Consider the following 19,907-nt stretch of genomic DNA (forward strand, 5'->3'; position numbering starts at 1 on the left):
ATCAATCGATTGAGTGAGTCGACAAAGGACAGATACTTGCCTGAAGACGTCGGTTAATTGACTTGATAGGACTAAACCTTATCCAGGTGGGACAAAATGAATGATGTTAATTAATGAGTTTGATGATTTTTTTTATTGAAAAGCTTTATTTCGCTAGCCTGTGGTCGTTTCAATATTTTATCTATACACATATATGATGAATTCCATTAGTATCTGTTGAGTCAGGGGCTGATTTTCTAAAGATCAACAGGCTCTGGCTTATTCACAAAAACCTGCTCAATAATTTCAATTTAATGCGATTTACAGTATTCATTTTGAAAGACACACATTTTGAAAGACACATATTTTGAAGGACATTCTGGAAAAAAATATTATCCCAATTGTCGTTGCTGCTTTATCGCTATTGGTATGGCCAGAGTTAGCTCTATCAAACGGCAGGTTTGAAACTCTGTGGCTTGAACAGGGCCTTCCTGGCAGAACAGTGTGGGCTCTTGAACAAGATGAGCAAGGGTTTATCTGGATAGCTACCGAAAATGGGCTAGCCAGATATGACGGCCACAAGATGAGAGTTTTTCAGTCTGACCCGGATGATAGTTCAACTTTATCTGATTTTTCACTTCGTTCACTAAAAGCAGGCCAAGATAACCAGCTTTGGATTGGTACCCATGAAGGCGGGTTAAACCGTTATGATCCACTGACAGAAACATTCACTCGCTTTACGTATAGAGCCGATGATCAGGAAAGCATTCGATCCAATAAAATTACTGCACTTGAGTACAGTCGAGATGGCGGTCTATGGGTTGGCACCGATAACGGGCTCGATCGATTTGATCCAGTAAAACAAAAGTTCAATCGGATTGAACTAAAAGCAAGTTATCTGAATAAAAATGCGGTGCAACCTGCGCAGCCAGAAAGTCATTTCAAAGGTTTACCCATTCATGCGTTAGAGCAGTCTCGGTCTGGCACTTTGTGGATTAGCACCAATGAAGGAGTTATTGTTTACGATCATAATAAGGATCAAGTGACGCCTTTTACCTTAATGGAAGGTCACTCGGTTGTTCGGGTCATTCACGAGGCAACAGATGGGAAAATCTGGTTTGGAACGGCCGGGCAAGGATTATATTTTTACGATCCTCAGCGAAGTCGTTTGCAGACATTCGATTCGATAAAAACGCCGATGATCTTGTCGATATCATCAGATAAATTTGGCAACGTGTGGGTTGGGACTTTTGAACAAGGACTTTACCGCATCGATAGTGAAAATATAGTAACCAATTATCGCTACGATAAGCACAACACTCATTCATTTGGTGATAATTTCGCTATTTCATTGTTGGTTGATAACAGTGGCACACTCTGGGCGGGGACTTTCAGTGCCGGGGTGAGCCGGCTGGATATTGGTAGTCTTAACTTCGGATTGCACAATGATAATGCCGATAGCGTGAGTTGTTTGCCTAGCCCCTCAATCTACGCGGTTCGGCAGGATAAAGAAAATAACCTCTGGATTGCATCAGAAAGTGGGCTGGTTTACTACAATCGACGCAATGGAGAATGCAAAGTTTATCAACACAATAAAACCAATCACCAATCGTTAGCTGACAATATTGTGCTCTCTCTTCACTTTGACAATGATGAAGTTCTTTGGGTTGGCAGCAGAACCGCTTATCACCGATTTAACCGTCAAGCTGAAACTTTTGAAAGATTCAAAATAAAAAATAATAATGAACCAACATATTCAATTACTGAAGATGCTGATGGTAAGTTATGGCTGGCGGGAGAATCTGGCTTATTTATTCGAGATAAAAAAAGTGGAGAATTAACGCAGGTTACCGGCTCAGATACTGTTCTGAACCAAACAGGTGCGCTTTCGGTTTTGTTTGGCCAAGAGGGGATTGTGTGGGTCGCTACTAAAAAAGGATTGGCGAAATTTGATCGGAATTCCGGCGAATTCAACTTTGTCACAAAAGTGAACCCGGTTTTGTCAGCAGAGGTTGGCGCCATGTTCCTTGACCACAAAAATATTCTCTGGTTGGGGTTGAACTACAAAGGCTTATTTGCTTTTGATACTCGTGCCAACACAATAAAAAATTTCGCGGATGTTAAGCTGCCTGTCAATAATCGATTTGGGGCGATATTACCTGGGAAGCCGGGAGAACTCTGGATCAGCAGTGATAAAGGGTTAGTTAAATTTAATACGCATGAGCAAGTTTCACACCGCTTTGATACTAGAGATGGTTTACAAAGTAATTCTTTTATTCGCGGTTCGTCCTTTCGTGCCGCAGATGGCGAATTATTTTTCGGTGGGCGAAGAGGATTCAACGCGTTTTTTCCTTCAAAAGTCAGCCTGAATGCCGTTTCGCCTCAAACCGTGATTACACAATTTTATCGGTTTAATAAACCGGTAAAGGTCAAGTCTGACCTCGCTGATTTTTCTCTCGCTGCGCCGATTTCTCTGACGGATAATTTATTTCTTTCTCATAGAGACTCGGATATTAGTTTCGAGTTTTCCGCACTTCATTATGCTGATCCGCAACGCAATACCTATGCTTATAAAATGGAAGGTTATGATCAGGAATGGAACTATACTTCTGTTAGGCTTGCGACCTACACGAATCTCTTCGCTGGTGATTATGTGTTTAAAGTTAAATCTGCCAATAAGGACGGTATTTGGAGTGAACAAACCAAAGAACTGACAATCTCAATACAGTCTGCGCCATGGTTCAGTTGGTGGGCCTTTTCATTGTATTTTCTTATGTTAATACTAAGTATTTATGCCCTGATTCACGTGCGCACTGCAGCGGCAAAACGCCGTGCAAATTTACTAAGCCTGGAAGTCAAACAGCGTACCTCTGAAATTAAAGAAAAAAACCAGGTTATTGAAGGATTGCTCGCCCGAAAAAACGAATTATTTGCGAATGTGTCCCACGAATTTAGAACACCATTAACATTAATATTGGGTCCCGTCCAAGCTTTAATAAAACAGTTACCTGATGGTGAAGCGAAACAGCAATTATCGATTGTTAAACGAAATGCTAATCGGTTGGTTGGCATGGTTGATCAGTTGTTAATACTGGCGAAGTTAAGTAAGCATTCCGAAGAAAAGTTTTTGCCGCAGCCGTTGGAGCCTATTCTAAATTTTCTGGTAGAGTCTTTTCAGTCTGTTGCCGATGAGAAAAGTATTCAGCTATGGTTAGAGAGTGGTGAGAACAATGATAAGGAAAGTGTTCGAGACACTATTGTCAAGGCGACTCCAGATTCTATTGAGACTGTTATCGGAAATTTGATCTCAAACGCGCTTAAATATACACCGCGTGGTGGACAGGTGAAGATCCGCACAAGCTTAAACGCCGATACAGTTTCAATTGATGTGATTGATTCCGGGCCAGGTATTAGCGAAGATGAGCTGCAATTTATATTCGATCGTTTTACCCGGTTAAAACGTAATCAAAACACGCCGGGAACAGGGCTCGGCTTATCAGTCGTGAAGCAGGTGCTTGAATTTCAGCGGGCTGAAATCAAAGTCAATAGTCAGGTTGGTCGCGGCACTACATTTTCGGTGCGTTGGCCGCTGGATTTAAATTCAGTTTCTAACTCAAGTGTTCGACCAGTTAGCACAACGGTTAATCAATTAGTCAGTTCAATCAATGAAGAAGTCAATTCTCAACAATTACCAGTTGACCTAAAAGAGACCGATGCAAAAGACAAATCAGAATCAGTTTTAATCGTCGATGACAATCCCGATATGCGTTTATTTATTTCTCAATCTTTAAGTCGTTATCACTGTTTATTCGCAAGTGATGGGCAAGAAGGGGTGGCGAAGGCTCTCACAGAAGTTCCAGATCTAATCGTCTGTGATTTGATGATGCCCGGGCTTGACGGGTTTCAGGTTTGTCGGGTGATTCGTTCCGACGAACGTACCTCCCATATTCCAATCGTTTTGTTAACGGCTAAAGGAGATGAAGAAAGCCGATTGAAAGGATGGCAAGAGCAAGTCGACGAGTTTTTGACCAAACCTTTTAATAGCCGAGAACTGGAATTGCGAGTAAGAAACATTCTGATTTTGCGGGATATTCGCAAAAATAAGCTTGGCCATCAGGTGGCCCAGGGTAATAACAAGCAAGATTTGCAGTTGTCGAAAATTGACCAGAAGTTTATCGATAAACTGGATCAATTGTTAGAAAAGAATTTTGCTGACCCTGGGTTCGATAGAGCGCAAATGGCGAAATCAATGGCGGTGAGCGAGCGTCAACTTCAACGAAAACTGAAAGCCTTGATTAACTTTAATCCGAGTGATTATGTTCGAGAGTTTCGCCTGAGAAAAGCGACCAAATTACTCGTTGATGGAAATCAGATTGCGGTTGTTTCTGATCGCTGCGGTTTTGTATCTAATGCGCATTTTTCTCGTTGTTTCAAAGCGCAATATGGCATGTCGCCCAAGCAGTACAAAGAAACAGGAAAGGTATAGTTGAGTAGCAGTTGTTGATTGCGAGAATGGATTAACAATGGCAAATGAACTTAAACGTTTTAACTAACCGAAGTTCTACTGAATTGGAACTTCGGTTGGTTTACTAAAGGTGGTCAAAATTTTTTAATGGTTTAATCTGGCGCTCCTTCTGGCTCGCCGGGAATATTGACTATGTGGGTTGTGACAATACAGTGAGGTGTATCTGTCTTAGAGTGAGATACTTGAACCCCGGCATGGGTTTCAGCGTCAGGACAATCACTTTCATCAACGTAGTGGTCAACTGTTTGGTAATAATCAATGATTTCAAACACGGCGCCGTCTTTGTAGCTAATGTGGGTGCAGGTTAATTCCATTTGATCGCCTTCAGGTAAGCTGTTAACTGGTTCAGAAAAAAGCACGCCGGATACCGCTAGTACTAAAGATGTCGCTGTACAAAAAATTTTTTTCATAAAACACTTCTCCAAATTAATATCTCTGCTTTTTGAAATCACAGATTCTCATACCAAAAGGCCTAACGCCACTAAACTGGTGGAAGTTGGCCGCTGGAATCATCGATTTGTCCGAAATAGTCAAATGCCGTTGGCGCTATAAAATCTAAAGCTTTGCCTGGTCTGGTGAAAGTTACAGAACAGAGGCTAAAATTTCCTGTCCCCAGCCGATTAACTTATTGTCTTTGAATACAAGTGGGGTTGTTTCATCTTTGGTCGTATCACCATCTGAGTGGCGATGCTGAGTACGATAGTACAACACTCGATACTCAACACCTTCTTTGGTAAAGGCTTCAGAAAAGTGAGGTGCGCCCAGTTTGGCCAATACCTTTGAACGCTCTGTTTGCAAAGCCAGGTCGCTGATTATTTCCCGGTTTTCTTTCTGTTGGGAGCGCCAGTTTTCACTGTCTCTATCGTAATCTCGATCAACGATAATACATCCACTGAGTGAGCTCGTTAGTAATATTGCCAGGGAAAGGTTGAGTAGATTTTTCATAGCATTCCTCATTAAATGGAGTGTGTCCGCGATCCAAACCAGTGATGGCGCGAATTGCTTGTCATATGGTGTTGTATTGAACCATAACACCAAGCGAACGACAATTAAAAATATATTTCAAAATATGTATTGGTTTGCAATGGATTTCCTCATCCAAAGCTCAGGCGAATTAGATTTCGCAATCCAAACAACTCAATTTAAATTCGATGAAATTCCTGATATCAGGGGAGTTTCCTTAATTAAGAACTGGAAATATTGGTGCGATGCTATTGGCCGATGAGAGAGGTGGGAGTTTTAGTATTGGCACAACAATTGCCGTTAAGTTATTTTTCGTTAATTGATTTAATAAGGTAATCTCTATGCACCATATCACCAAGCTCAAATTAAAAAACAGCTGCCGAGTGGCGAGCGTATTATTTTCTTTCATTGCTGCGACGATTAGTTTTTCAGCAAAAACAATGGTTATCAGGCACGATGTAAAACCTGAGAGTTACCTGGTTAATGAATCAGAGTACCCGGCTATTTTTCCGCTGTTTGTCGACGGTGAAGTTAAAGAATGCGTTGCAACACTAATTGATAAAGAATGGGCTGTCACTGCTGCTCATTGTACGGTTTTAATTGGCGAAAACACGTCGCACAAAGTCACCATAAATGGTCATGATAATAAGGTAACCGCTGTTTTTATCCCTTCACAATTCGGTTCGTTTGAGGCGATTCGAGACAAGCAAGGCAATATTATGGAATATCGAGAAAACGTCAAAGATTGGGGCTACGATATCGCATTGCTGAAATTAGAATCGCCTGTGGACAATGTTAAGCCTGTTCCTCTATATAAACAAACTGACGAGATTGGCAAGAGAATCTTATTGCTCGGTTGGGGAGATTATGCCACGGGTGAAAAAGGAATTTCAGTTGAAGAGCCAGTTAATGACGGCAAATTCAGGCAAGCGGAAAACCTGATCACCAGTGTCGATGAAAATGTATTACATTTCGACTTTGAACCGCCTTCTTCACCAAATGCCTTAAGGCTTGAAGGGGTCAATGGTCCCGGCGATAGTGGTGGGCCTGCTTTGGTTTCGACTCAGTCTGGAAGAGCCTTAGTTGGAGTGAGTTCCGGCGGCGGGTATGAAGATAGTTCACCGTTAATATCTGGAAATCCAAACCGGTACGGTTGGAAAGAATCTTATATCAGAATTTCAAAACTCTATCCCTGGATTAAAAAAACGATGGAGTTAAACTGACGCGTAAATCGACAAAATGATGTTGTCAGTCATTACTTTGTAAAAAAAAATCTCATACACCAATATTTGATTGGGCTTTTATTCTCGCCATTGAGATAGAAGCCTTTCTTATTTCTTGAACTTCACCTTTTTCGAATAAATAAAATTCAACAATTGTATTATTTGAGGTAACCTTTGTATGACAGGAGTGAGCTGGACAACAATCTAACCATACACATTATGCCGTTTATTAAAACCGCTTTATGCTGTTTAATAAGATCGTTTAAAAGACAACAGGGAGTCACCCATGACCGACAAAGACAAACCAACTGAAGAAGCGACAGAAAATCCAGTAGAGCAAACGAGTACTGAGCCGGCGGTTGAAGAAAAGGAAATTAGCGAGAAATATTTCAAGTCAAAAAGTTTAATGAAACCACCGGTAAATCGGGCGGCGTTTAGTGATCGCCAGGCCTGGCTAATGGCAGAGTTTTCGAGGCTTGCTTACTTTCCATTTGAGGGTGGCCACCAAATCGAAAAATTTCTTGATATCGCTGAGTCAATTGTTGATAACGATGCGCTATTTAAAAAAATTAAACAAGCTGCCGACCTGCTATTAGGTAGTCAGAGAATTGGCAAAGATGCCGCCGAATCTTCATTTAAGAAAATACTCACTAGCCATGGGTTCGAACTGGTGGGGGTTTTTAATGAAAATGATACGCAAGGTTTTGTCGCAAAAAAAGGCAGCGAAGCCTACCTGATTTACCGGGGAACAGAAAGTTTCGGTGATGTTAAGGCGGATATCTCTGCGAAATTAATCGAAGTAGAATACAAAGACAGTGGAATTAAAGCCGAAGTGCATTCTGGTTTCTGGCAACAATTTATGGATGCTGATCCTGTTGTCACCGAGCTATTAAAAGAAGTTGAAGACTGTCGATTACACATCAGTGGCCATAGTTTGGGTGGTGCGTTAGCCAATTTAGCAACTAAGTTTTATGCTGGAGATTCTTCTGGTAGCACTTATACTTTTGGTGCGCCCGCTGTTAGCCCTCCCAAGTTTCAGGATGGTATTAAGACACCTATTTATCGAATTGTTAACGCGCGCGATCCAGTACCTTTATTGCCTAATCCGGCGATGGTCCATGCGTTAGGTTTTTTGTGGCATTATTTTACTCGGCTTACCAGTATTATCGGCGGTGAAAAACAAAAAGAAGTCGCAAAGCTTTTGAAGGATATGGCACGGATGAACCAGATTGGTTATCCCAGCCGAATCATCTACGTGGGTAATGAGCCTAAGTTACGTTACAGCTTCAGTATTTACCAGCGTGTCATGCTTTGGATGGATGAGCCCTGGTTTAATTTTTCACTCGAAAAGCGCTTTGTCAGCGACCATAAAATTTCGCGCTACACCAACGCTTTGAAAAAGTGGGGCGAAACCAGGGTTGGGAATGAGGAGTGATTTTTTATGATGTTATTTTATTAGTTAGGAATTAATAATTAGGAATTAGGAATTAGGAATTGTGGATTAGGAATTAGTGGAGTGGAATTGTTAGCGGGGTAAATTGCGATTGCCTTGATTATTTTGAGGGTAGAATAATTTTAAAAATAACAACTATTTTGACGCGGTTTTTTGCCGTCTGGGTGATTTTGATATCGGTTATTGCATACTGGCAACCAGGTCTTTTTTTAGGGATTAAGCCGTTAGTTGCGTTGTTGCTGGGTGTCATCATGTTTGGCATGGGAATGACACTGAAGTTTGAAGATTTTAAGTCGGCATTGTTGCAACCGGTTCCTATCGTTGTGGGAGTTTTACTTCAGTTTGGCGTGATGCCTGCGCTTGGATTTGGATTGGCGTTATTGTTAGAGTTGCCGCCTGAAATTGCTGCTGGAGTCGTTTTAGTCGGCGCTTGCCCTGGCGGCACCGCTTCTAATGTGATGGTATATCTTGCGCGAGGAAATGTCGCGCTTTCAATCGCCATGACCGCAGTTTCTACAGTTCTTGCTCCGTTGGTAACACCATTTTTGGTTTTGTTTTATGCGCAACAATGGTTACCGATTGACGCGGGAAGCTTGTTTTTATCAATAGTCAAAATTGTTTTAGTACCAGTTTTGTTAGGATTGTTGTTTAAACGATTTTTTCCACAGCTGGCTAGCCAGGGGGAAAAGTGGTCGCCGTCGATTTCAGTGCTGGCAATTGTTGCAATCATTGCTTTTGTGGTGGCGGCAAATGTCGATAATATCCTCACTATGTCGGTACTAATCCTCGTTGCAGTGATCTTGCATAATTTACTTGGATTGTTATCAGGCTATTTTATTTCGTTATTACTTCGACAAGGTTCTGAGGAATGCCGAGCAATTGCGCTGGAGGTTGGGATGCAAAACTCGGGGCTCGGGGCAGTGTTGGCGCAGGCTCACTTTTCTCCGGCTGCAGCGATACCCAGCGCGATCTTTTCCGTTTGGCATAATATTAGCGGTTCGATATTTGCGTCAATTTGGAGCCGAAACACGACACAAGGAAAACAAAATGAATAGAAAGAAATTATCAATCTTGATAGCTGTCACTGCGCTATTTTCTGGCGTAGCCAGTGCTTGTGATTTTAAGTGTACCTACAACAAGCATATTGATGCGATTAAAAGCAAAGACTTTAAAGCTTTTGAGTCCACCATTATTAAAGACGGTCAGCTGCCTTTTATTTTACCTAATGGTAAGTATTTTGACGATCCGGTTGCTTATCGTAAGATGTTAAAGGAATGGTTTGCCGAGGATGGTTGGACTTTTTCTCCCGAAGTGATCAAAACCGAGGAAACCAAAGAGATGGGAACTGTGCTGCTTAAAGTAGACTACAATGAAAAAGATCGTGGCGGCAAACCTTATCACTTAGAGCATTTCCTATTTCTGGTATTTAAAAAGGAAGCAGGTGGATGGTTTCTGGTTCATGATCAAAATACCAAGATAGAGTCTGGTGCTAATCAATAGAGCTGAATATTGACAGGCTGGTCGCTTTTTTTACAATCAGTATTATCTTCTCGATAAAACTTGTAGCGCTATGAACAGGAAATATTTCAAATATTTTATTTTGGCTGGAGCTGCCATCGGTTTGAGCGCAACTTTATGGATTGAAAATGAGCTTCAATCTAATACAGAGTCATTCAATGAAAATTCATTCGCACAAGTGAGCAATGATAAAAATAAATTGAATGGCGCTAAATTAAAAGAAACTAAATCGAGTAGAATTGAGCTGTCTGCGCCTGCAAAAAATAATAAAGACCTGATGAGTTCGGTTGAGCAAACTGTGCAATCGACTCAATCAATTCCACCTTTGAGTGAGTTAGAGCAAATATTTCAAAATTCTGATGACCTATATTCCTTAGGATTGGAGTTATTAGAAAAGTCGGAAAATGGTGATCCAGAAGCGCAATATTATCTTGCAAAAGTGATTATTACCTGTGATTTGTCTTCAGGTGAACAACATCTTAGCGCCTATGATAGTGGAGAGGCTTTTGAAATCAGAGAGTGGCTTTACACGCGATGCGCAGGATTTAACTCCCAAAATATTGTCACTTTTGGTCACTATAAAGATTGGCTTAAGTTGTCTGCCCAAAGTGGTTTCGCGCTTTCTCAACTGGTCGATTTAGCGTTGTCCAGAGATGTGACAAGAGATCACGAGACGCTGTTAATACTAAAAAATGCCATTGATAGCAGGCACCATGACGCCATGTCTATGCTATCAAGTTTGAGTAAGAACGACGCAGCGAAAAGTGTCTGGGCATTATTAGCATGTGATTATGGTTATGACTGCTCAGATGAGTCCAAAGAATCATGGCGAATGATTGAGGTGACTGACTGCGCCCTGAAGTTACATTTGGGCGAAGAGTGCAATGCTAAGGTAGACTACGTTGAAGTCGTTAAACGTCAATTTCCAGAAGAAAAATTTTTGAAAATATTAGAAAGAAAATCGCAATTAAAAAAAGTTATTGAATCTGGTGACCTTGATGAATTAACTTTTGATGATATTCTTAACTGATTTCATAATTTTATTAGGTTTATATGGGAGAATAAATTATAAGTTCGCCATATCAAACGGGTAACTAAAATATATTTATCGATATTACCATTGCGCTTATTTATCGCGGTAACTTATTCCAGCACTCGGTCTTTAGTTTTTTTTGTTCTAGCTATTACGCTATTGAGATGAAAAATGATTTTTTATTTGACCATCCTTATTCGCAAGAATATTCTGTGAGGATTGAGTCGTAAATTATTATCATTTGCGATTATTGGGCGCGCTGTTTTACTGGAGGCTTACAGCACTCTTTAACCGGTCTGTGAAGATGTTGAGAATTAAAACCGGTGTGATGATTGTTCTCATTTAAAGCGTCAATAAAAATATTATATTAATTATTATAAATATATTCAGGGTACTAGCAGTGAGTTGGTGGAAAAAAAAGGAGATGTTCTGGTATAAGTTAGTGCAGACAAAACTGACATTTTGTTTGTTATTGGTATGCTCTTTTTCCTTTGATGCCTATTCACTTCACACTAAGGCACATCATTCAGGTAAAGTCAGCTTAAAGTTTAACCGTTTGTCGTCGGACGACGGTTTAAGCGATAACCGAATCATCAGTATTATTCAGGACAAAACAGGCTTTCTGTGGGTAGGAACCGCGGATGGGCTTAATCGTTATGATGGTTATAGTTTCAAACAATTCAGACACAACCCCGATAAAGCTGACGGACTTTCTGGTGCTGTTATTTATGATATTGTTGAAGATAAACAAGGGATGTTATGGATTGCGACAAATCTTGGGTTGAATCGTTTTTCTCCGGAAACTGAACAGTTTAAGGTCTATCTCCATGACAAAAATAATCCGAATAGTTTAAGCCATGATAAAGTCACCTCCATCCATGAAGATAAATTTGGGATGCTCTGGATTGGCACTGAGGGTGGTGGCATTAACTGGCTAAATCCCGTCACTGATGAAATAAAGAGTTATCGACACCAGCCACGTAACCCTGAAAGTCTTGCAAGCGATATCGTATACGACATAATTGAAGATCCACAGGGGTTTTTATGGATAGGAACATCTGAGTCAGGATTAAGCCGTCTTGACCCAGAATCTGGGAAATTCACCTATTACCCTCGTCCAACCGAAGATGCCATAACCAAATTAGTCAGAGACGAAGAGGGCATTATTTGGGTTGGCACCACGAGTACAGGACTCCATCAGTTTAACCCAAAATCAGGCGAGTTTAGTAACGAACTCACGCGTGATGTCCCCAACTATTTTATTAAGTCACTGTTTATTGATAATCATAAAAACATTCTCTACGGCACGCTGGGAGGCGGCATGACTTATCTCTCCCATCAGACTAGAGAAGTCTTTCGTTATCAATACGATGAGAGCGATCAAAAAAGTTTAAACAACAATATTGTGCGCGCCATCTATCAAGACAGGCAGGGAGTAATCTGGGTTGGTACTGAGGCGGGATTAAACCGGATAGTACCTAGTGGAGAAAAGTTTAATCACTTTCGAAAGAATATCAATGAGTCGAACAGTTTGAGTAGTAATTTTGTTCGCTCAATTTACGAGGATCAAAATGGAACTGTCTGGGTAGGTACTTTTGATGGTTTGAATCGTTATGACCCCGAACAAGGCATATTCCATCATTATTTTAGTGATGTTGAACCACAGGATTCTGTTGGCGCCAACAGTATAAGCACTATCTCCGAAGATAGTAACGGTGATCTCTGGTTTGGAAATTATCGTCACGGATTAAGTCGTTATGATCGGCAGGCCGACCGGTTTGAGCATTACCGGAATGACAAGAACAACCCGAATAGTTTGAGCGACGACGGCGTAATGGTGTTGTACAAAGATTTGCAAGGAGATTTATGGGTTGGGACCACTTCCGGCGTCAATAAAATTCTTGATAGACAACAAGGGTTTAAACGAAATTTTGAAGGTGCACCTGCTTTAGCCAGCAATAGTGTGTTCGATATTTTACAGGATAGACGAGGAAATTTCTGGTTTGGAACTCAGGATGGCGGTCTCATTCGTTTCGATCCTCGATTGAAAAAATCCGAAAGCTACCGATATGATAAAAATACGCCGGGTAGTTTGAGTGCTAATCGTGTGATAGTTATTCATCAGGATAAGAAGAGTCGGATCTGGGTTGGTACTCATGGTGGTGGGCTCAATCTGTTCGATGAAAAAGAAAAGAAGTTCACTCAGTACCGGGAGACCGATGGACTTCCCAGTAATGTTATCAGTGGAATTCTGGAGGATGAAGAGGGAAATTTGTGGATAAGCACTAACCGTGGGATTTCCCGATTTAATCCCGAATTAGTTTCGTTTAAAAACTTCACTGAAGAAGATGGTTTACAAGGTAACGAGTTTTTCCAGGGGGCTTATTTTAAGAGTCGATCGGGCGAGATGTTTTTTGGGGGGAGTAATGGATTTAACCGGTTTTTTCCTCAACAGGTTATCTCAAATGAACGGGCGCCAAGTTTAGCTTTTACTGATTTTAGAATATTTAACCAAAGTGTACCTGTCATCAATCAGGAAGTCATTGAGGCTGCCGAAGGCGTAAGTGCAGGGAACGGTCGTGATAACGCTAATCACGATAGTGAAGGTCAACGAGTAATTTTAACCAAAGCGATTCATGCGACCCAACAAATTACTTTGACCCATGAAGAAAAATTATTTTCGGTAGAGTTTGCTGCGCTTCACTTTATCAGTCCTGGCAGAAATCAATATGCTTACAAACTTGAAGGCTGGGATCAGGACTGGATTTATACTAATTATAAAAATCGCAATGCCGTGTATACCAATATTCCCGCTGGGGATTATACGTTAAGGGTAAAAGCGGCGAATAAGAGTGGTATTTGGAATGAGCAAGGGATCAGCCTGGATATTAAAATTCTTCCGCCCTGGTGGTTTTATGAAGAAATGAAGTTGGCTTACATGGTGCTCGGTATACTTTTACTGACTTTTGTTTTTTATCGTCTTACCATTCTTCCCAACAAGCGCGCTGCAGCACTTGAAATTCAAATTAAAAGTAGAACGGACGAAATCAAGCAGAAAAGTGACTACATTCATCAACTGCACCAACTTAATTTACAGTTCTCACAAAATATTTCTCACTCTCTTAAAACGCCACTTAACTTGATTCTTGGTCCCATCGACAGATTACTTGAACAGAAGGTCGTTTCAAGGGCTGAGTTGCATCGGGTTAAACGAAATGCACTCAGGCTACAAAAAGATGTCGATTCGCTGGTTTCATTTTCACTTTCACTAGATGCTGATCTCTCGGGCAAAGTGGTGTGTGACGTGACGACCATTGCGCAAGAATTGGTAGAGGATTTTGAAAGAGTATTTATCAGTAAAAAGCTTAAGCTCTCAGTTAATATTGAACATGGACTAGAAATATTGGCTGAGCCCGAAGCCTTCGAGAGAGTTTTAATTAATCTGTTAGAAAATGCGATTAAGTATACGCCGGCCGATGGTGAGGTATCGGTAAAGGTAAGGCATCTGGGCAATAAGGTTCTGTTAGAAGTTTCTGATAGCGGCATAGGGATACCCGAGAAAAGCCAACAATTGATTTTTGAACGAGGGGTTCGTCTTGATGCCGCATTAGATCAGCAAGGAACAGGAGTGGGCCTTGCTTTAGTCAAAGAAATAGTACAAAGAAATGATGGTGGAATAGCCGTTTCCAGCAAGGTTAATGAAGGGTCTAAGTTTGTCGTTTTGCTGCCAAAGCCTGAAGCAGAGTATGTTGCTTTAGATGGTATTAAAGGCGCAATGAGTGCAAATACCAAAAACCAGGTATCCACTATTACCAAGCTAACAGAAAGTCTGGATAAGATGAACTGGTCTTTTCACGATCTTAAAAACGGCAAACTGGAAAAAAATAAAGCCAATGACGGACAACCTAAACTGTTGATTGTAGAAGATGATAGAGACATGAGCGCGTTCATCCTTGAGTCTTTTTCTAAGAGTTATTCTTGCTTTCAGGCATACAATGGTCAGGATGGGTTGTCCTTGGCCAGGGAGCTTTTGCCGGATTTAATTATTAGCGATGTGATGATGCCCAAGATGAGCGGGCAAAAAATGCTAAAAGAGCTCAAAGCAGACCCCAGAATAAGTCATATCCCGGTTATTTTGGTCACTGCGGCCGGTGATCAACAGGCTCAGGATAAGGCTATTGCGGCCGGTGCGATACATTACTTTAACAAGCCGTTTAATGAGTATGATATTGAAAAGGCGGTGAATGAAGCGCTTGATATTCAATCATTCGCGAAAGCGAAGGTTGAGCAATATCTCATTGAAAATAAGGCCATTAGTCAATCTGAGTTCCCATTTTTTGAACAAAAAGACATTAAGCTGATGAATGAGTTTGGCGAGCTTATTCAAAGTGATTATAAAGATCCCAAATTCACCAACCCTGTGGCAGACCTGGCGAGTCGAGTTTATATGGAACAAAGACGAGTGCGTCGTAAACTTGATTCTTTCCTTAGTCATACACCAGCATTAGTATTACGTCGGCTCAGGCTGGAAAAAGGGCGTTTGTTAATCGAGCAAGGTTTAAAGTCCGGCGTTGTTTTTCAGAACATAGGCTTTTCTTCACAAGAGTATTTTATTCGATGTTTCAAAAGCGAGTATGGTCAGTCGCCATCTCAATACTATAAAGAGTATCGAAAAAATACTGTCACCACTGAAATCGACAGTTCAGATACCAATGTAGTTGGGTAGAAACTGGGAAGAAATTCCCTGTATTGATTTATTCATTCCATAATCCTGTTTACGCTTTTCCAGTTATTCTTTGACAATTCTGGTGGCTCAGATTTGTAAATTTTAATTTTATTTCAAATTAATTATCTCACTTTGTTATTTCTTGGTTGTTGGTTTGGTTGAAACTGACTGACAGCCACTGCGAAATACTTGGATTTCAGTGACATTATTGTTGGAAACAATCAGATTTATTTCCAACAAGGCAAAATTTATGGAAGTTTATACTTTCTAGCTCCAAGCCTGTGATCAGCGAATTTTTATTGAGCCAATCCGGTGAAATATCAAAAAGTTCACTTTGAGATAGATTAAAGGCAAAGATTGTGAACACTCACTTTAGAGGTAGAGATTCTTATTTTTATTTTGAAGCATGATATGCGGTAATAAGGGAAGCCAAAATGAAATTATTTGTAAGACCATTCAAGAGTAGCAGGTTATTGAGACAATGTTCGTGTCGTGTACAAGAGTCCGTTGAGTCTCAGGAAGAAGAAATTCTGGCGGAATCCACAGAAATGCCTTGTAAGATCTTTGGGTTGACTGAAGAAGAAAATGCACAACTTAATTTTATCTTAAATGACAATAAACGAGTTGGGCAGGAAAGAGCGCACTAAGTCGTTAGTATTAAACATTCAACAAGCTACAAAACGAGTGCTTTCGCACTCCACATCTTTTAAATACCTTTCGAGCAAAGCCTGATTCAACTACGTAAGCTGATTTTCAGGCTGCTCGAGTGAGAGTAAATAAACAACACTCTGATTTTCATAGGCTTTTCGAATTAAGCTCTGTAAGACTTTGGAACTGTTGAGAAATTATTTACCATTTACAAATCGATGAAATCCAAACCAAACACTCCAGAGAAAAATCGTTAAACCAATAGCGGTAAATAGAGCGGGGGAGGGATTTTCGAAGGTGCTAATTGAGCCAGCATATGACGCAATAGTGGCATAAGGTATTGTACTGAGCAGCCAAAGCAACAGAAATTTAATAAATGGCATGCGGGTCATGCCGGCCATACAAGCACTGACTTCAGGTAATATTGGGACTGCTCGGGAAAGTAAAATAACAACAGGGCCGTGGTTCTGAAAAGTTTCCATGGCTTTGTCCCGTTTATCTCGATCCTTGATAAGGAAGCTAACCAGCTTTTCGCCAAACTTAGCGCTTAAACCAAAGCCGCATATTCCCGCAAAAAAGAGTCCAATAATCGCAGAGATAGCACCAGCTGCAGGACCGAGAAAATATCCTCCCAGTATTATTACGGTAAGTGTAGGTACTGCCACAAACAAATCAGCGAACAGCAATGCGACTATGATGGCTGCGACATAAAGAGGATCGGTGTTTTTTGCCTCCTCTAACCAGAATTTTATTTTTTCAACTGTAATAAGTCCTGTTGCTTTGAGAATAACGAAAGTGAGCGCAAAAAAAAGTGCTAATGTAAACATAACTTTCAAAAGAGCCTTCATCACTAGACTCCCTTTTTATGGATAAATAACAGAGATGTTAATCACATCTTCTGCCTCTGAAAGCTCAAGTTTTGATTTTTTAAAAGACGGTGGTCCAAAATTTAATTTCGCGCCATTAGAAAAACCAAGACCTTCAGCAGGGATAAATCCCGTCCAATTTTTTGAAACCTTGCCGTCCATATTTTCATCATGCAAAACCTTGATCGCAAATTCACTAATATCAACGTTAAAGATAAATTCAAGCGTTTTGTTTTCCGCAGGTTTATTTTGCGTGGAGACTGCCTTTGCGTGATTCTTTGGATAACCATCTTTTGAATATAACATGACCATAATATTACCTGGGCGTGTGACATCAATATCGCTGACACGTATAGTCAAATCTTTCGCTAATATCGGACTTGAAAGCATAGCAGTCATTAACCCTCCATAAATTGTTTTACGAATTCTAGGTTTCATATTATTAAACTCCTTTCATGATTTTGCGCGCAAGCCAGGGGACTGCTACCAGCAAAATACGTAGTAATTTTACTTTGCCAATATTTCCCACCTTTACTCCTTTTTCGATTTCCAAAAGGATATCTGTGGCAGCTTGTTGTGCGGAAATTTTGCCCTTGCCGCGCCCTGTGGTCATTGGGGTATCAACCAATGGTAAAAACATCTGCATTACACGGATGTTGGTATGTTCAAGCTGATAGCTCAAACTTTGAGAAAATGTATTCATTGCGCCTTTGGTGGCGCAGTAAACAGCAGAACTTATTTTAGGTGCCAGCGCTAAACCTGAATTGATGTTGGCGATAACCGATTCTGTGTTACCATTTTTTAAAGCTGGTAATAGCAAATAAGTTAGTGAACAAACGGATGTAAAATTGAGGTTAATCTCACTGACAATGGATTCATAGGCAAAATCATTGTCTAAAAAAGTTGGAGTATGTTGGATAGCCGCATTATTAATAAGCGCATCAATTTTTGGATGCTCCTTCATAATCTGAGCTGCAAGCGTTTCATACACTTCTGGCTTTGAAAGATCTGCTGGAAAAGTTTTAATTCCGGGAAATTTTTCTAGAAGCTTTTTCAAGTTTTTTTCAGAACGAGCCACAACTATAATAGTATTATGTGGACTTAATAAACGTACCATCTGGTAGCCAATACCGGAAGTGCCGCCAGTAATCACAATGGTTTTATTTTTAAGTTCCATAAAACGAGTAAAAAGCATGTTTAGTTCTCATTGTATTTTTTATGAATTGTAAAACGTGGTTTTTTGTGTTGCGTTAACCTCGGTTAAAAATAGAGATAAAAATGAATTTTGATAGCTTTATTCAAGAAAATGGAAAACAGGTAATTTTCAAAAAGCACGAACATGTCTTTATGCAGGGAGAAAGCAATGATAATTTCTACTTTTTACGGTCCGGCTTGCTAAAAGCCTATTATGTTCTCGAAGATGGAAGAGAAAGTGTTAAGTCTTTTATCCTTTCTGGAAATACAATTACGAGTCTGACAGCGGCCTACACAAAAGAGCAGTGTTCGTTCAGCCTTGTTGCTTTACAGGAGTCACAACTGATCGAAATACCCTTCGACTGTATTGAAGAAGCTACTCGTCGATCACATGACATGGCACGAAAGGTGATAGAGATTTTATTGAGTTTATCAATGAAAAAGGAACGGCGTGAATATGAGTTGTTATCTCTGCCTGCCGAAGAGCGTTACCGCCAGCTCTGCGAAACTTCACCACAGCTAATTGAGGCCGTCACTCAAAATGATATTGCTCGTTATCTGGGGATTACTCCTGTTGCGCTTAGCCGAATTAAAAAGCGTTTACTCAATATGAATTGATGCAATTAAAAAAGGCCAGTAAGAAAGTTCTTACTGGCCTTTTTTAGAATTAGCAAATTGATTTATTTATCTTTCTTTGCTTTTTTGTCTTTCTTTTTATCTTTTTCTTGCGATGCTGCAGATTCAATGGCTTCTAATACTTCTTCATTAATTGCTGGAATAGCTGCTATTGAGTCTTTATCTTCAACCTTTTCTGCTAGCTGGTTGTACTGCTCGTTAGCTAATTGATGCAATTCACGATACTTGCCAATTTCTTCTGAAGCTTTTTCTAAGACTGCTTGAGTCTCTTTTAAATCTTGCTCAAATTTCTGCTTATCTTTACGTAAAGACCTGCTGTTTTCTTCAGCGCGCTTACGGTCATTCGCTTCGTCCATCTTCTCTTTTTTGAGCGCTTTCATTTTCTTTACCACGTTTTCAGGCGTATCAGCGAGAATCTTGGTAATTTGCTTAATTTCTTTTTGCTTATCTGTCAGTTGCGATTTCAGCTTTTTCAGTTCTTCTGCATTCGCAACTTTTCCAGCAGCGGTTTTGTCTTCGGCTGCCTGCTTGCCGTTTAGAGCTTGGTCTCTTTCGGCGATCAATTCTGCATTAGCTTGTTCACTCTGTGCCAGCTTCGCTTTTAATGCTTCAATCTCTGCGTCGGCTTTTGTACGAAATTCGCTGAGCTCGGTTTCGGCGACGTTAGCCTGGTTAATCGTTTTTGTAAGAGCTTTTTCTAGCTCTTCAGTGCTACAATCTTCTTTAAGATTGAGTGCTTTAGTCGCTGTTTGCATCAGTACCTGTTTACTGATTGCCAGCTCTTTCCACACTTTTAGCTGTAGTTCCAAATCGGGTTGTTCCAATTGATTCTCCTGTGGGGTCATTTTTCCGCGCCGTATAATACTAAAGAATAGTGATAAAAATCTAGTAAATAAGGCAAATTACGGCGTTTTTCAAGGGATTTTTTCATTCTTTTATCCTTCTTAAAGATTGATGGGGGTTTTGGGTTATATAAAGTTGGTTTTTATAGCCACCAATGACTAACGTCCAGCAGACTCCGAATACCAATTTATTCACCTGAAGGGCCTTAGACATGGCAATTTCTCTATTTTCAAGTTTGATCAGGATTCTTCTGAAATTAGGAACTCGGTGTTATTTTAATGGCTTACTCAAGCTTTCTGA

The 19,907-nt window shown here is 40.4% G+C and carries 15 protein-coding genes; 9 read left to right on the forward strand and 6 right to left on the reverse strand.

Translation table 11 applies throughout. The features are described 5' to 3' along the window. Nucleotides 1-346: 346 nt before the first annotated feature. On the forward strand, nucleotides 347-4,465 hold the full coding sequence (locus FLL46_RS00185) for a two-component regulator propeller domain-containing protein (RefSeq protein WP_142891401.1): 4,119 nt from the start codon (nucleotides 347-349) through the stop codon (nucleotides 4,463-4,465). Nucleotides 4,466-4,596: 131 nt separating this feature from the next. Here the strand turns inward: FLL46_RS00185 and FLL46_RS00190 are convergent, their stop codons facing one another. Together FLL46_RS00190 and FLL46_RS00195 are read right to left on the reverse strand one after the other, a co-directional pair. After that, the gene (locus tag FLL46_RS00190) at nucleotides 4,597-4,914 is read right to left on the reverse strand and encodes a hypothetical protein (RefSeq protein ID WP_142891402.1); all 318 of its coding nucleotides are present in this window, start codon (nucleotides 4,912-4,914) and stop codon (nucleotides 4,597-4,599) included. A gap of 172 nt (nucleotides 4,915-5,086) precedes the next feature. Next, nucleotides 5,087-5,449, reverse strand: a complete 363-nt coding sequence (locus FLL46_RS00195) for a DUF3192 domain-containing protein (protein ID WP_142891403.1) — start codon at nucleotides 5,447-5,449, stop codon at nucleotides 5,087-5,089. Between the two features lie 359 nt (nucleotides 5,450-5,808). Between FLL46_RS00195 and FLL46_RS00200 the strand changes: the two genes are divergently transcribed. From FLL46_RS00200 to FLL46_RS00230, 7 genes are all read left to right on the forward strand, one after another. Then, a complete protein-coding gene (locus FLL46_RS00200) occupies nucleotides 5,809-6,690 on the forward strand; it encodes a S1 family peptidase (protein WP_142891404.1) in 882 nt (293 codons plus the stop codon). Between the two features lie 286 nt (nucleotides 6,691-6,976). Then, nucleotides 6,977-8,125: a lipase family protein gene (locus FLL46_RS00205; RefSeq protein WP_142891405.1), complete on the forward strand. Its 1,149-nt coding sequence runs from the start codon at nucleotides 6,977-6,979 to the stop codon at nucleotides 8,123-8,125. A gap of 158 nt (nucleotides 8,126-8,283) precedes the next feature. Next, the gene (locus FLL46_RS00210) at nucleotides 8,284-9,198 is read left to right on the forward strand and encodes a bile acid:sodium symporter family protein (protein WP_210418553.1); all 915 of its coding nucleotides are present in this window, start codon (nucleotides 8,284-8,286) and stop codon (nucleotides 9,196-9,198) included. Beyond that, nucleotides 9,191-9,643 carry a YybH family protein gene (locus tag FLL46_RS00215; RefSeq protein ID WP_142891407.1) on the forward strand — a complete coding sequence of 151 codons (453 nt, stop codon included), beginning with the start codon at nucleotides 9,191-9,193 and terminating at the stop codon, nucleotides 9,641-9,643. Before FLL46_RS00210 ends, FLL46_RS00215 begins: the two co-directional genes overlap by 8 nt. 121 nt (nucleotides 9,644-9,764) lie before the next feature. Continuing rightward, nucleotides 9,765-10,691, forward strand: a complete 927-nt coding sequence (locus FLL46_RS00220) for a hypothetical protein (protein ID WP_168203972.1) — start codon at nucleotides 9,765-9,767, stop codon at nucleotides 10,689-10,691. Between the two features lie 403 nt (nucleotides 10,692-11,094). Continuing rightward, nucleotides 11,095-15,420, forward strand: coding sequence for a hybrid sensor histidine kinase/response regulator transcription factor (locus tag FLL46_RS00225; RefSeq protein ID WP_142891409.1), 4,326 nt, complete (start codon nucleotides 11,095-11,097; stop codon nucleotides 15,418-15,420). 434 nt (nucleotides 15,421-15,854) lie between these two features. Beyond that, complete coding sequence (locus FLL46_RS00230; protein ID WP_142891410.1) at nucleotides 15,855-16,067, forward strand: hypothetical protein; 213 nt, start codon at nucleotides 15,855-15,857, stop codon at nucleotides 16,065-16,067. Nucleotides 16,068-16,265: 198 nt separating this feature from the next. On the opposite strand, the gene FLL46_RS00235 is transcribed toward FLL46_RS00230, so the two are convergent. From FLL46_RS00235 to FLL46_RS00245, 3 genes are read right to left on the reverse strand one after another with little or no spacing between them, the layout of a single operon-like run. Continuing rightward, entirely contained in the window at nucleotides 16,266-16,916 is a 651-nt protein-coding gene (locus FLL46_RS00235) for a TVP38/TMEM64 family protein (protein ID WP_142891411.1), read from the reverse strand. Between the two features lie 15 nt (nucleotides 16,917-16,931). Then, a complete protein-coding gene (locus tag FLL46_RS00240) occupies nucleotides 16,932-17,372 on the reverse strand; it encodes a DUF2141 domain-containing protein (RefSeq protein WP_210418554.1) in 441 nt (146 codons plus the stop codon). Nucleotides 17,373-17,376: 4 nt separating this feature from the next. Further along, nucleotides 17,377-18,129, reverse strand: coding sequence for an SDR family oxidoreductase (locus FLL46_RS00245; protein WP_210418555.1), 753 nt, complete (start codon nucleotides 18,127-18,129; stop codon nucleotides 17,377-17,379). 83 nt (nucleotides 18,130-18,212) lie between these two features. Between FLL46_RS00245 and FLL46_RS00250 the strand changes: the two genes are divergently transcribed. After that, a complete protein-coding gene (locus FLL46_RS00250) occupies nucleotides 18,213-18,746 on the forward strand; it encodes a Crp/Fnr family transcriptional regulator (protein ID WP_142891412.1) in 534 nt (177 codons plus the stop codon). A gap of 62 nt (nucleotides 18,747-18,808) precedes the next feature. Here FLL46_RS00250 and FLL46_RS00255 read toward each other — a convergent pair whose 3' ends face one another. Next, the gene (locus FLL46_RS00255) at nucleotides 18,809-19,588 is read right to left on the reverse strand and encodes a coiled-coil domain-containing protein (protein ID WP_142891413.1); all 780 of its coding nucleotides are present in this window, start codon (nucleotides 19,586-19,588) and stop codon (nucleotides 18,809-18,811) included. Nucleotides 19,589-19,907: the final 319 nt, after the last annotated feature.

The organism is Aliikangiella coralliicola, from assembly GCF_007004725.1.
Lineage (GTDB): Bacteria > Pseudomonadota > Gammaproteobacteria > Enterobacterales > Kangiellaceae > Aliikangiella > Aliikangiella coralliicola.

Coding starts and splice junctions, on each gene's coding strand:
- FLL46_RS00190 (WP_142891402.1), bottom strand. CDS start 4,914: ATGAAAAAAATTTTTTGTACAGCGACATCTTTAGTACTAGCGGTATCC.
- FLL46_RS00195 (WP_142891403.1), bottom strand. CDS start 5,449: ATGAAAAATCTACTCAACCTTTCCCTGGCAATATTACTAACGAGCTCA.
- FLL46_RS00200 (WP_142891404.1), top strand. CDS start 5,809: ATGCACCATATCACCAAGCTCAAATTAAAAAACAGCTGCCGAGTGGCG.
- FLL46_RS00205 (WP_142891405.1), top strand. CDS start 6,977: ATGACCGACAAAGACAAACCAACTGAAGAAGCGACAGAAAATCCAGTA.
- FLL46_RS00215 (WP_142891407.1), top strand. CDS start 9,191: ATGAATAGAAAGAAATTATCAATCTTGATAGCTGTCACTGCGCTATTT.
- FLL46_RS00230 (WP_142891410.1), top strand. CDS start 15,855: ATGAAATTATTTGTAAGACCATTCAAGAGTAGCAGGTTATTGAGACAA.
- FLL46_RS00235 (WP_142891411.1), bottom strand. CDS start 16,916: ATGAAGGCTCTTTTGAAAGTTATGTTTACATTAGCACTTTTTTTTGCG.
- FLL46_RS00240 (WP_210418554.1), bottom strand. CDS start 17,372: ATGAAACCTAGAATTCGTAAAACAATTTATGGAGGGTTAATGACTGCT.
- FLL46_RS00245 (WP_210418555.1), bottom strand. CDS start 18,129: ATGCTTTTTACTCGTTTTATGGAACTTAAAAATAAAACCATTGTGATT.
- FLL46_RS00250 (WP_142891412.1), top strand. CDS start 18,213: ATGAATTTTGATAGCTTTATTCAAGAAAATGGAAAACAGGTAATTTTC.